Origin of the sequence: Pseudomonas japonica (genome assembly GCF_900188455.1) — a bacterium.
GTDB lineage: Bacteria > Pseudomonadota > Gammaproteobacteria > Pseudomonadales > Pseudomonadaceae > Aquipseudomonas > Aquipseudomonas japonica.
In genome coordinates this window covers 204,225-216,469 of the sequence record NZ_FZOL01000005.1, presented here as the reverse complement: position 1 = coordinate 216,469, position 12,245 = coordinate 204,225, and the positions used below count along the sequence as shown (strand labels likewise).

The window sequence follows — 12,245 nt, the reverse complement described above, 5'->3', positions numbered from 1 at the left end:
CAAGGTGGGCGTGGTACTACCACGCACACCTTGTGCTCACTTCGTTCGCTGCTGGCCCATGAGACCAGTGTATGGCTGGGAGTATGAATATTTTCTAAAAGAGCGAGCCGCTGATGCGGTCTCACCTTTCCTGATGCTGTTCAGATGTGTCTTCCATAGCACGGCAACGTGCGTATGGGTACCAATAAGTCCCGGCGCATAACGTACAGCGCTGCACCTGTACGGATGCGTAGTGCCGGGATCGAAACAGACTGTGGCGGACTGATACGGATTGCAAAAAAAGACGGGCCTTGTGAGCCCGTCTGTGTGGTGATGAATTCGCTTCTGCTAATCAGCAGGTGCTTCTGTGCTTTCGATTTCATAGAGCATGAAGTCGGAGACGACCTGCGTGCCCGCGAGCTTGATGTAAAACGAGCCATCGGCATTTTTCCAGGCGACGCCGATGCGTTCATAGACGGCGTGCTCGCCTGTGCCTTTCCGGGTCTTTGCCACAAAGCCGGGTTTACGGGATTCATTGGTGGATTTGGTGCTCATGGTTTAGCTCCTGATTTTGCTTTGAGGCTGGTTTATTCCAGCGACAAGCCCCCAGTAGTCAGCAGACGCCGACGTGTCATGGGCAACACGGGCCTGCACCAGGGCAACGCCCGATTAAGTGCAGGCTGGTGCGGGCCGCCCATTGATACGCTGGCAAGGCATCGGCGAAGGCTGACTAAGGGATTAAGGCTTATGAGCAGGAATAAACGCAGCTTCAGGACCAGGAGCGTCGAGAACACACCCCAACCGTAGAGCGGAAAATCAGCGCCGCAAAAAGTGTCTGCATACGCCTGTATGCCATGCTCTATGGACATCTGTGGCGAGGCCCAAGCCATGAGCGATTTCTTCAAGGAATTCATGCGAGACGTTCCACGCGGCGACTCCACCCGCCCCTTGCGTGAGCAGAAAGTACCGCAGGCGCGCTGGATGAAGCTCGAAGAAATAGCAGCGAGCAGCATACTGGCGTATGACCCGCGCAAACCGGGAAAGAAAGTACTGATCGGAGCCCTGGGCGAGCAACTGATCGGGATTGAGGACGACCGCCACATCCTGACTGTGGCGGGATCACGCTCCGGCAAATCGGTCGGCCTTATCAGCAACCTGTTCTTTTATCCCGGCAGCATTATCGCGACCGATCCCAAGGGCGAGCTTGCCAGTATCACCGCCAGCAAGCGGGCAGCCCTGGGGCAAAAAATCTATGTCGTCGACCCCTTCGGGGTCTCCAGCAAAGAGACCTCTTCGTTCCGGGCATCTTTTAATCCGATGAGTGTTCTCACCCTTGGCAGCCTGACCTTTCTGGAAGATGCCGCGCTGATTGCCGAGTCGATTGTTGTGCAGTCAGCGGATCAGAAAGATCCTCACTGGGACGAGTCCGCAAAGAACTTCATAGAGGGTGTGATTGTTCATGTCGCGACGGCAGCGCAGCATGATGGCGACCGTCACCTTATCAAGGTGCGGGAGCTGATTAAGCGGGCCCTGTGGAAAGAGCAGGCTGATGAGGAGGAGGAATCAGCGCCCAGCATGCCTTTGCTCCATGACGAGATGATGGGCAATGCATATGAACTGATGGACGTCCCGGAGACGGAGGACATCGGCAGCGCGCTGATGGCGGCAGCGCTCGATTTCTACGGCAAGCGCGGCAATGAGCTCAGCAGCGTCCACTCCACTGTAAACCGGCATACCAAGTTTCTCGACTACTCAGCCTTTCGGCAGGTCTTAAAAGACCATGATTTCGATCTCGCGGAGCTGAAGAACAAACCGGGCGGTGTCAGCATTTATCTATGCTTCCCGGCTACCCGCATCGAGATTGCAAGGCGCTGGATGCGGATATTCGTGAACCAGCTGCTCGATGCCATGGAGAGTGAAAAGGCTGTACCGCCCGCCCCTGTGCTGGCGTGCCTCGATGAGTTCCCGGTGCTGGGCTACATGAAGCAACTGGAAACGGCTTCAGGCCTGATTGCATCCTTCGGCGTGAAACTCTGGGTGATCCTGCAGGATTGGAGCCAGGGCAAGGCACTCTATGGCGAACGCTGGGAAACCTTCGCCGGTAACGCAGGCATCATGCAGTTCTTCGGCAACAACGATCTGGCGACGACCGAATACATCTCCAAATTGCTCGGAAAAACCCAGGTGGAAGTCGCGCGCATGGGTGAAGTGGCGCAGGACCAGCAGAGTAAGGGATTATCCGGGCGCTCGGAGGCGATTGAGCTTCATGACCTGCTGACCCCTGATGAGATCAGGCGTCATTTCGCACGCCATGATCCTCTGCAACGCCAGTTGATTCTGTGGGCGGGCCGTCACCCGATGATGTTGCAGCGGGTGATCTGGCACCAGAAAGATGGCGCGCTAGCTCCATACCTTTAAACGTGCCGCATCAGACCAAAGTGGACGGTATTCCCTTGCCCACAAGGTAGGGGACTGCGTAAGATTAAATATAAAATCATACAAACAGGCCTCTTGAAATAAAATAATTACTTAGCTGGCCTTCTGTTGGCTTTGGCTTAAACCACCTAACATACCTCTGTATAAGTTCTATTATTTTTTCATTAGCTAAACTTTTTTGTCTACTTTTTAGCTCGCACACATACTCATCAATAAAGCCCTGGGTTTCTTGAGGCAACTGATCAGCTGACAGCCGATTCATAATAGAGCCCTCTTTATATATCAGCCTTCAAGTGATCAAGTATTTTACGTGACTTCTCTACTCCGTAAATTATCTCCAGACTCTCTTTGAAGTCCTCATCAGAAGCGTTGAATATTTGCCGCAACTCTTTATCAATATCCTTCAAATACTCCTCCCTTTTCTCAGGAGAAATAAATCTGAGAAAATTGTTTTTAATTAACAATTTTATCTCAGCATCTCTTTCTGCAAAAGCATCTGCAAGTTTCATCGCATCTCCTCTTTCTCCAAGAATGTGTATCGCCACCCAAAAAATACCAATCGCTGGCCCGACAGTCAATAGAACCCTAAACGATAGAGATATAGATAACCATAACTTATTACCATCCTGTACATTATCCCAAGAGATACCTAAAGCGATATTAAGCCACTTGTATATATCGCCTTTGATACCGCAAAAGAGGACGCTATCCAGACTTATGACATAAAAGAATATAGACAATATTACAAACAGCCACCCTAACCCCGCCAACATGCTGCGCTGTTCGGATAGGCTTTCGTTATCCATACCTTTTTCGTCCTCCCAATCACTTGAGCATGTAAAAGCAAGGCTTTTGGTACGTCACTGCATGCTACCTCTACGAGCATTGAAAGCCGAATCTAAACAGAATACTCACAAGCGGTCAGGGCTTCTCTACAGAGATCCCGCCTCGCGCTCATGAATCAGTCTAGCTTCCTTTTTCTGCAGAAGGAGCCCCACGGCATAATCCCTTCCCCACTCGTAAGCCAGTTCGGATGCAAGACGGCCTTTATTGTCCTGGAGCAGGTAGTCGCATTTGCCGCTGTTCACCAGCAGTCGGACACAGGGCCGAAAACCTGTCGCCGCCGCGTAGTGGAGTGCTGTCATCCCAAATTTGTCCTGGACGTTTACATTGATACCAAGTTGGATGCTGCGCTCCACGTTGCTGGCCTTTCCGGCCTTCACGTTGGTGATGAATTCCTGCTCTCTGACCTTCTCCGATGCCGCCATAAGGGCGGCGTTGGACTCTCGATCAACGAGCCATGAATCCTGCTCGTCATCAGGGAACAGTCGTTTAGAAAACTCCTCTGGCTTGAACCCATAAAGATCCCGGAGCGCTTCGCGGGTGGGCAGTTGTAGCGGCGCGGCCTGTTTCTTTTCGTCTTCGGCCATGGCTAACGCTCCTCCATCTGTTCGGGAGCGAAGCGGCAGATATTGGGCAGGATGACGGGTTCCTCGTAATAGATGTCCCGTGCCCATTGATCCCGGCCTGTTGCCTCTCCGTTACGCATAAGGAAGAAACCTTCTGCTGTGGAGCCATCATGCAGCTCACCAGCCTGGATGTATGTCATGCGGTCGCCAGGAGTGGCACCGTCCAAAAAGACGTGAAGAATGTTGAGGCGCGTAATCGGGAATCCAAAACCCTTTCGGCTGGTTGTCCTGACGAACTCGCTGTCCCTGGGGCGGCGATGGGGATATCGCCTCTGTGCATTTTCACGCTCGGCTACCTGCTCGGTCCGTACAACCTCCTCGACCCGCACGTACTTGCCGGAGGTATCGGGAGTCAGGTACAGGGTTATGGTAGCGTTTGGAGGCGCTTTGAAGGTGAATACTCCTGAGAACGCCGATACGAGATTAGGTACGCCCTCGTAGTCATTGGCGAAGTATTCGTGCATGGCGAGGAAAGCCGCCAGATCCTGTCGGTCTTCCCGAATATCTTCAGCGGTGAGCAACTCCTCATCAAGCACAAACCGTGCAACATCGCGCAGGCGCTCAACGCTCAGGGCATTACTGATATTTTCGGCGAAGCGACGCAGGGCCTCTACTTTAAAGGCAAGCTCGGCATCGTCTTCCTTATACTTATCCTCGTTGGATACCGAGCTCGTGATGTCATCGCGCACCTGACGCCAGGACGGAAATCGCCCGCCATGTTTGTTGAGGCTGCGATAGCGGCGCAGGGCCGAACGCAACTTCTCTATCTGCCAGTCGCTGAATTCGATCTCATCAACGCCCATATCCCTCCCCTCTATCTGGCGGACGCGAGGAATCCGCGAGGAAAGCCGTCACTGCTGATATGTCAGCGTAGCGCCTAAAGACATCAGTTGAGGCGATTGCCATGCGCTCCCCGATGAAAAGCCCTCTGAGCGGAAACCCGCCCACCCGCGCACTGACCGACGAAGCCGGTCGGCTGGCATTCCGGGTGATGCCGCGGGAGATCACCCCTTTCCGGGCAAAGCTCGCCGATGGCATCAGCAGCGCTCTGGGGCTGGGACTGATGGTCGCCAGCATGACGGCGATATCCGACTGGCGGCATCCGGATTTATCTGTGCTCGTGGCGGCTTTTGGAAGTGCAGCCCTTGCCAGTTGGGCCCTGCGCTTTGCGGCCCGCGAAGCGCTTAAGACCACCACGCAGATTGAGTTGAGCCTGGATTCGATCCGGGTAAAGCGTGTGCTGGGCTGGGCGCGCTTTGACCGCTGCCTGGAGCATTGTTTCGCATTGCTGCCGCACGATCAGGCAGAGCGCGAACGACGGCGCAATGAGCTGGATACGCGCTTTGCTGCCACGCAGGGCCAGGTCGTGCAGATGCCTGTCTATTACGGCGACTCCTTCCATGTGGTGATGGTCTATGCCGGGCACCGTGTGGATCTGCTGAGTATCTATGGAAGGCAGCGGGCAGCAGCTGTCGTGGCGCGGTTGCAGTACTGCGACCGCCAACTGGAACAGGAAGCAAAACGTCTTGGTGCGGGCAATAACCCGCATGTCGATGCCGACTGGCATCACTCCCCTGGAGGGCTTTAGTCATGATTGACACATTTCTGCATTACGCAAAAATTGTGACGACTGACATTGTCGTGATGATTCTCGCCTGGATAGTCTTCAGCTACATCTTCTGGCTGGCGGAAGCCCTGATCCGCCAGGTGGTGATTTTCATCGGATGGTCTCTGCAGCAGATGATGCGGGGCACGACGCGACTAGGGCTGTTCGTGAAGTCCCTGATCTGCGGAGCCGTATTAATGGCAGGTGGCGTGATCTGGGGCACATGGCTTCGTCTGTATCGCCCCTGTCTCATGGCCGTTCACAAGCTCTCCATCGCTGTGCGCCAGTACATGAAAATGGAGCCCTCGAAAGAAAGGAATGACAGGCCTGCGGCCCCTGAAAAAAGCGTCTATGAGCAAGCGCTGGCAGCACTGGGTTTTGCAGAGGATCAGGTATTCGACAAAGCGCAGCTGAAAGCTCGCTACCGTGAGCTGGCAGCGATCCTGCACCCGGATAAGGGCTTTCCCAACCATGTGTTCATGCAGCAGATTAATGATGCTGTTGACTGCATCAAGCAAACGAAGAAGTGGCGGTAATCAGTTCGTCAGGCGCTGCCGTGCGGTTCAGAGTCCTTCAGGAAATTGTCCTGCAGGTCGTAGAGTTTTTCGCAGTCACTGGTGAATTCTTCCTCCTGGATGAAATCACGTCCCGTCTGCTGCAGGAATTTCTTGATCCACAGACGGCTGCCGATGGATCGGTCATACAGGTCATTGCAGAACCCAAACAGTACCCGTGCCATCGCGCGGGCGATGGTACGGGGCGGCAGGCCCTGGCGCTCCAGCCCGCGCAAATGCGCCATCAATTGCTGTTCTATCCATGCGGTATCCGGTTCGGATACGAGGTCGCGCAGCGACACGGGCAGGCTTTCATCCATGACACCCTCCTTGGAAATAACACCCTTAAATTGACCTTTCCACATTGCTTCTGTCCCCGTCCAGAAAATTCAGCAGGTGGTTTTCGTGAGCAGAAAAGAACCATTCAACGATGCAGCACAGGGCAAGGATGAAGCCCGAAAACAGCAGATCGCGGAATGGGAAAGAGAGCGTGATCTCCAGTTGCAAGCATGCAAGGAAGAACAGCGGCGCAGATATGAAGAAGATATGGAAAAAGCCCGTCGACAGGTTTTACAGGAACACAACCGTCTGGATTTGAGGCCAGATTATGCAAGGCGTAAAGCGCTGACTTCGGAGCAGTTGGAGGAGCGCGCCAGGAGTATGGTGGAGGCGCAGAACCTGAGAGAGCTGAATGCGATCAGGAATGCGCACAGAGAAAGGGTGATAGCGTTTGAGGCGTCCCTTCGGCAGGCGGAGCACAGCGCGTCTGGTCTTGAGCGGACACGTAGTCCGCATGAAATCAAATCCATCTTCAATGGCCTTCCCAAGACGCGCGAAGGGCGCGAGCCCGAGCGTGAGCGTTGATCCGTGTTTTTAATACTTTCGCGAAGCAACGCCGACCAAAATACTAGGCGTCCACGCCAGAGGCTGTGAAAACCTCGGGCAGATAGTTCTGTATTAACTGAAGGTGCATTTTTATTCTTGTTGCTATGAGGACTCCGGGCTTCCCTCGACGCTCACGGCGCTGAGCAATAGTGATTCCACTAAGTAATTGCCGCCGATTTTCTTCGTAGAAAGGGAGACCGGGTTTCGGTACCATCGGTATGCCCTTTGCCTTTATCAAGGCTCCCCCACTCATGCCCTGCGGTGTTGGAGTGGTTTGCCATCTGCCGTCGATGACGGTCTGATTTTCATACGCGAGAGCCAGGTGAATGTTACGATCAAGGCCAAGCTTCAAATAATCGTCTTCTTTAAGCTCGCGCGAAGGAATGCATTCTCTCTTAGCGTTTGCTTGATTTCCCGATGTATTGGATTTTTTCGAACGGAAGCCTGCGGCCATATAAATACAGCCAAGATTGTCAGACTCTTCTAAATCTACGTCATCAAGCGTCAGCGCAATTCTCTTGAACTCATCGGGAACTTCTGACTGTATATGAAATACCGACGCATCTACAGGGTCATCAGAATGCGTTCCTGACTTTCCACGAGGAGTGCTAAATCTATCGCCCGAGAATTGACATAGCAACTCCCCTTTCGTGACAGCCATGCATAACGCATGAGTACCAATATCATCGAACACATGCGAAGCACTCATCACGAAGTATTCACCACCAATCTGAAAAGCAACCCCAGATCCAGTCTGCTCAGGTTTATTTCCTTTCAGAGTGTGATATATCGGCAGTACCGCTGACTCAACCTGTTGAGGCAGATCCAAAGCCATTTCCACTTGCCGCCCCATTAGCGCAAAAGCAAATTGAACTTTTGGATCTTTTAAGTCGATATCAACCTTCATTTCTAGCTCTTAAAATTAACTGGCCATGTACCCCCAAGCGGGGGCAACGAAAGGCTGCATTTATGAAGGTGCTGTATCAGATAGTCAAGACGACGCGGCCCGAAGGGCCGCGCGCTGCATTCCGGATCAACGATTCCAGAACACATGGACTTCGCGGTAGCTGGTTTCCAGGGTGAACACGTCGCCGCCCAGCTCCATGTCGCGGGCCATGGCCTCGTAGTTGATGTAATAGGCCAGTGATGCCGGGATCTGCGTGGTTTCCTCGGTGAGCTGCTGCGCGTAGTCGGCCAGGCATTCAAAGCTGCCGCAATAATCTTCCTCGGCTGCCTTGCGTGCTTCCTCGACACTGGAAAAATGCCCGAGCAGCGCCCCCCCGAACTCCGGGCACTCCTCGATGAAACATGCGATTTCGTGGGCTGTAGTGATGCCCTCGTACTCTCCAAGCTGGTAGCCGTCAAAGCCTTCGTAATCGTGAATGGCGTATTCCTCGGCATCCGGCACAGGGGAAGCTGCCAGCATGGCATTGATTTGTTCCTGGATATCCTCGACCTCTGCGCTCGCGTCAATCCAGACGCCGTGGAGGTAACCGCTGTTGTAGGCAGCAAGATCGGCAACATAGATGCGGGGCGTGCTGGTCATGGCTTGGGCTCTCCTATCAGGGCTATGGGTGCATGTGCTGTGTGGTCCGCACATGCACCCCTGCCCGTCGGCGAGACCGGGGAGGCAAAACGCAACGGGCTCGGTAAAGGGAGGGGAATCACCCGGCCTGCACAAACCCATGGCTGTTGATGGGTGCGGAAGGTTGGGGACACCCTTTAACCGGGGCGAAGCTTTACCCTTGCGTTGCGCCAGGGGCGGATGCCCCTTGAGGGCCTTTTTTTCGCGAAAGGGATCGTCACCGTATGGCCGGGACAAGAGTTGTTCATTGGCCCGGCGCGCGACAGCGCGTAGAGCCCGGCCTGCAACACGAAGCGCAGCAGGTTCGCCCTCAGATCTCGTTACCATTTTCAAAACGGTCATCAGCGCTCCACATCTGTCTCCCTCGTCTTCTTTCATCACACCTCGCATGCGTCCTGATCTATGGGCTTTCGCGCAGGTGTCGTCACGTCGGTGCTGCAAGTCATGAATGACTCCTTCTCTGCCGTTGCGGCCCGTGATTACGGGTGCAGCCGTGGCCGTCACCTGTGCGTGGACGAGCGCCATGAGGCCGCGATGGGTGGCCGAAAAGACGGAAAAGGAGATTTGAAATGAAACTGCTGACGATCTTTGAACTGGCTGCCAAACCTGAAAGCGAACTGCGCGCGCTGTACCGTGAGGCGTTCAATGCAGCGGCGCGTGGCGACCGGACCGGCAGAGACTGCCGGAATGCTCTCGCCTCACTGGCGAATATCCGGCGCGTGATGAGCGCAAGGGGGATGCGCCCCTGAGCCCCAAACGAAGGAAGCGGCCATCAGGCCGCTTCCGGAGTCAATTCTGAAGGAGTCTATGCTCGCTAAGAAGAGAGTTCTTGATAGCTGGTCTTCAGGAATCTTGCAGTCTTTGTGAAAGCCGCGCGTTTTAGACCTTCAAGATCAAGCCGCAGACGCGAATTAATGTCAGCATCATATATCTTGTCGCTATTCAAAGTCAGGATATATTGCTTATGTGCAAGAGCGCTTTCACTGTCGCTGAGATAGTTCAGGCTTTTGAGAAGCGTGTCGTAATCAACGTCAAAAATATTATCATGGATCAGAAGTCCGGGATGACGCTTGCCTGTTTCCGCATTTGTAAGCAGGCCGATATCGTAAAGGAATACCTTCTCACGCTCGTTACTATGGCTACCGTCATCATAGATACGGAGTTCGAATTTAACGATTTCCTTCTTCTTTGTAATTTCCACTTCAAAGGAGCTCTGCCGATTCCCGGCAACAACCTCGTGTATATCGAGAATGGTTTGCTCCAGAGAGTCGATCACGTTGGAGGAGTTGCTAACAAAGCTATCGAGCAAGAAAATAAGCTGATCCCTCTCATTGGCTTTTTCCTTTTTCTCTCGCTCAAATTCCGCATGCTTCTTAATGAAGGCAGAAAGAGATGCGTGATCCTCCACCTTTTTCTGATACGTCGCGATGGTCTGCCGAAGATTTTTGAGAGCGCCTTTTTGATCAATTAACGAAAGCTTTTCCCTATAAAGCCGATCAAGACGGATTATATTGGAATCTATTTCTTTAAGGCTATCCTCAAGCTCTTTACGTCGCCCATCGATGAGTGTCTTCTGGAAGTTATCAATTTTCTTCTTGAATGCAGTGACTTCTTCGATCTGCTTTTTGATGAGATCACCGAGACCAGCCTTGAACTGATTGTAGAGCTCAGCCACCTCACCTTCGTCGATATAATTATCGCCACGGAAAAGCTTAATTTTTGAAAGCTCAGTCTTTATGACGGCTTGCCGGGACCGGAACTCTTCGAGCTGCGTCTCGATCTCGATTATCTCGTCCTTTACAATGTCGTAGCCTTCAATATTTTCCAGTCGCTCAATCTCGACGTGAATTCTGGCAACCTGGCTGGTGAGCTCGTTTAAGTCAGCCTTGGCTTCAGAAACATTTTTTCCCGTGATGGCGACAATGTTTTCTTTGGATTTTGTGATGGCCTTGCCGATCTTATCTATCTCGCCCAAAAGAGCTTTCGCCTGCTTGTATGGCTTAGGATCAATATTGAGCAAGTAAAGATGGGGCGTATAATCAGGCGGAATAGTTTTATTTGTATCAAAGCACTTTATGATAGATTTGAACTCTGACCGCTCATCCCGTATAAGCGGGCCGAGCATGGCGCGGAAAGATGGGATACTCTCATCGTTGGCTGAGCCAAATAGCAATGTGGTCAGGTAGCTGGTGGCATCTTCGATGTCAGTGAACGGTATGGTTTTCCCGTCTACATTCAGGATTGGGCACTTGTGATTCTCGATACTCCTTTTGATCGTTATGGACTTACCACTGATCTCGAAGTCCAGGCAGATCAAAGTACTATGAGGGAAGGATTCGCTTGGGATAAGGGAAACCCTGCTATCCTCGTGGCGCTTAAGTAGTCCGTAGTTAATAAACTCGACAGCCATTGACTTACCGACCCCGTTGGTCTTGACGTTGTTTTCTGTCGTCTCGCCAAGAATAAGATTTATCCCGTCCTTGAAGGTGATGGGATCGAAAACCTGGGGTTCACTGTATAGCTTTCTAATTCTTAGCATTTCGCCACCAGATATGGCTCCTGGAAATCGATGATGTCCAGCGAATATAAAAACAGCATTGCGTAATAGATGCTTCTGGCGTTAATACCGCCTGTTTTAGCCATAGTTTTCGCAATATCAAAGATACTCACCTGAGATTCTTCTGACTCTTGAAGAAGTTTCAGTATTTCGAACCCAAGTACGGGAGCTGATTTGCGCAGGTCGTCGTCTTTTGAGAATAAATTAGGCAACGGACACCTCCTTATAGGGGAAGATATTGCACTTCACCAGCTGCTCTATGACGTAAAATTCTGCAGCCCCCTCATCAAAGGTGTACCCGTTATTCCCGAGAAGCGCGCTAAAATCTGCAATGATCTGACGTAGAGCCTCTTTCGGATCGCCCCCACATTTTGTCAGAACGGCATCGCTATATTTTTTCAGATAGCTGGCTGCACGACGTAGCTTGACCTGCCCAAAGTCAGACTCTTTCTTAACGGCTTCCAGTACAGCACCGTACTCTATATAGCCATCGTTGAACGTGTCGACGAGAAAATTGGCGTGATCCGCAAAGCGTTTATATATTTTTTCCTCTGGGATAGGCTCTTCCAAGTAGCCGCTGCCAGCGTCCTCATGGTTTTCATCGCTGATATGCTCGATGATACCAAGGATGGTGAGAACTTCATTCGGAAGACTTTTCTGAGTGGGCAGTGACAGCTCAGCATCCAGAAAATCCGCAATGGCTTTTAATTTTTGCAGATCCGGATCGCTGGTGATTTTCTTGATAAAGTCTTCGACATCAATTATGTCGGCCTTCGTATCAAGAGAATACTCTGTTCCGCCAATCGTCTCAGCCTCGTGATTCGTTTTCTTGACGATATTCAAGATGATCAGCCTGTCGAATTTCTTATACAGCTCCTTTTCAATGAATTTTTCGACAGTGTACTTTGTTTTGGCCAAAGCCGAGGTGGATGTAACCTGAATAGCGATCTTGCTTTTTTCATCGCCAAGGTCGATAGCGGCAGCATTCTGATCGATGATATTTATGTTCTTCAGATTGTAGCCGTAGACCAGGTTCAAAAGGCCACAATAAAAATCTTCTGCACCATGATTGATATCCGTGAGACTGAGGCTGTTGTGAAAATCAACCTCAGTCCTTAACCACGAGAGGGCCTTAATAACTTTTTTCTGATAATCAATTCTGTTCATATTTTAG

15 protein-coding genes are annotated in these 12,245 nt (G+C 51.9%); 5 read left to right on the top strand and 10 right to left on the bottom strand.

The window, feature by feature from the left end:
• Window positions 1–327: 327 nt before the first annotated feature.
• The gene (locus CHB99_RS08775) at window positions 328–534 is read right to left on the bottom strand and encodes a hypothetical protein (protein WP_042120797.1); all 207 of its coding nucleotides are present in this window, start codon (window positions 532–534) and stop codon (window positions 328–330) included.
• A gap of 333 nt (window positions 535–867) precedes the next feature.
• On the opposite strand from CHB99_RS08775, the gene CHB99_RS08770 reads away from it, so the two are divergent.
• Window positions 868–2,397: a type IV secretory system conjugative DNA transfer family protein gene (locus CHB99_RS08770; protein ID WP_042120928.1), complete on the top strand. Its 1,530-nt coding sequence runs from the start codon at window positions 868–870 to the stop codon at window positions 2,395–2,397.
• Window positions 2,398–2,690: 293 nt separating this feature from the next.
• Here CHB99_RS08770 and CHB99_RS08765 read toward each other — a convergent pair whose 3' ends face one another.
• From CHB99_RS08765 to CHB99_RS08755, 3 genes are all read right to left on the bottom strand, one after another.
• A complete protein-coding gene (locus CHB99_RS08765) occupies window positions 2,691–3,221 on the bottom strand; it encodes a hypothetical protein (RefSeq protein WP_042120798.1) in 531 nt (176 codons plus the stop codon).
• A gap of 126 nt (window positions 3,222–3,347) precedes the next feature.
• Complete coding sequence (locus CHB99_RS08760; RefSeq protein ID WP_042120799.1) at window positions 3,348–3,845, bottom strand: ankyrin repeat domain-containing protein; 498 nt, start codon at window positions 3,843–3,845, stop codon at window positions 3,348–3,350.
• Between the two features lie 2 nt (window positions 3,846–3,847).
• Window positions 3,848–4,687, bottom strand: a complete 840-nt coding sequence (locus CHB99_RS08755) for a hypothetical protein (RefSeq protein WP_042120800.1) — start codon at window positions 4,685–4,687, stop codon at window positions 3,848–3,850.
• Between the two features lie 113 nt (window positions 4,688–4,800).
• Between CHB99_RS08755 and CHB99_RS08750 the strand changes: the two genes are divergently transcribed.
• Together CHB99_RS08750 and CHB99_RS08745 are read left to right on the top strand one after the other, a co-directional pair.
• Complete coding sequence (locus CHB99_RS08750) at window positions 4,801–5,472, top strand: hypothetical protein (protein ID WP_042120929.1); 672 nt, start codon at window positions 4,801–4,803, stop codon at window positions 5,470–5,472.
• A 2-nt stretch (window positions 5,473–5,474) separates the two neighbouring features.
• Window positions 5,475–6,026 carry a J domain-containing protein gene (locus CHB99_RS08745; protein ID WP_042120801.1) on the top strand — a complete coding sequence of 184 codons (552 nt, stop codon included), beginning with the start codon at window positions 5,475–5,477 and terminating at the stop codon, window positions 6,024–6,026.
• 8 nt (window positions 6,027–6,034) lie between these two features.
• Here CHB99_RS08745 and CHB99_RS08740 read toward each other — a convergent pair whose 3' ends face one another.
• The gene (locus CHB99_RS08740; RefSeq protein ID WP_042120802.1) at window positions 6,035–6,364 is read right to left on the bottom strand and encodes a hypothetical protein; all 330 of its coding nucleotides are present in this window, start codon (window positions 6,362–6,364) and stop codon (window positions 6,035–6,037) included.
• Window positions 6,365–6,449: 85 nt separating this feature from the next.
• On the opposite strand from CHB99_RS08740, the gene CHB99_RS08735 reads away from it, so the two are divergent.
• Window positions 6,450–6,908, top strand: a complete 459-nt coding sequence (locus CHB99_RS08735) for a hypothetical protein (protein WP_141137274.1) — start codon at window positions 6,450–6,452, stop codon at window positions 6,906–6,908.
• Window positions 6,909–6,951: 43 nt separating this feature from the next.
• Here CHB99_RS08735 and CHB99_RS29500 read toward each other — a convergent pair whose 3' ends face one another.
• Both CHB99_RS29500 and CHB99_RS08730 read right to left on the bottom strand, forming a co-directional pair.
• The gene (locus CHB99_RS29500) at window positions 6,952–7,836 is read right to left on the bottom strand and encodes a hypothetical protein (RefSeq protein WP_141137273.1); all 885 of its coding nucleotides are present in this window, start codon (window positions 7,834–7,836) and stop codon (window positions 6,952–6,954) included.
• 126 nt (window positions 7,837–7,962) lie between these two features.
• On the bottom strand, window positions 7,963–8,475 hold the full coding sequence (locus CHB99_RS08730) for an antirestriction protein ArdA (RefSeq protein ID WP_042120804.1): 513 nt from the start codon (window positions 8,473–8,475) through the stop codon (window positions 7,963–7,965).
• Window positions 8,476–9,083: 608 nt separating this feature from the next.
• Here CHB99_RS08730 and CHB99_RS08725 point away from each other — a divergent pair.
• A complete protein-coding gene (locus CHB99_RS08725) occupies window positions 9,084–9,263 on the top strand; it encodes a hypothetical protein (RefSeq protein WP_042120805.1) in 180 nt (59 codons plus the stop codon).
• A 65-nt stretch (window positions 9,264–9,328) separates the two neighbouring features.
• On the opposite strand, the gene CHB99_RS08720 is transcribed toward CHB99_RS08725, so the two are convergent.
• The 3 genes from CHB99_RS08720 to CHB99_RS08710 are packed head-to-tail and all read right to left on the bottom strand — an operon-like array spanning window position 9,329 to window position 12,238.
• A complete protein-coding gene (locus CHB99_RS08720) occupies window positions 9,329–11,053 on the bottom strand; it encodes a DUF2326 domain-containing protein (RefSeq protein ID WP_042120806.1) in 1,725 nt (574 codons plus the stop codon).
• Window positions 11,047–11,283, bottom strand: coding sequence for a hypothetical protein (locus CHB99_RS08715; RefSeq protein WP_042120807.1), 237 nt, complete (start codon window positions 11,281–11,283; stop codon window positions 11,047–11,049). The genes CHB99_RS08720 and CHB99_RS08715 overlap by 7 nt, the downstream gene beginning before the upstream one ends.
• Window positions 11,276–12,238 carry an SMEK domain-containing protein gene (locus tag CHB99_RS08710; protein WP_042120808.1) on the bottom strand — a complete coding sequence of 321 codons (963 nt, stop codon included), beginning with the start codon at window positions 12,236–12,238 and terminating at the stop codon, window positions 11,276–11,278. The genes CHB99_RS08715 and CHB99_RS08710 overlap by 8 nt, the downstream gene beginning before the upstream one ends.
• Window positions 12,239–12,245: the final 7 nt, after the last annotated feature.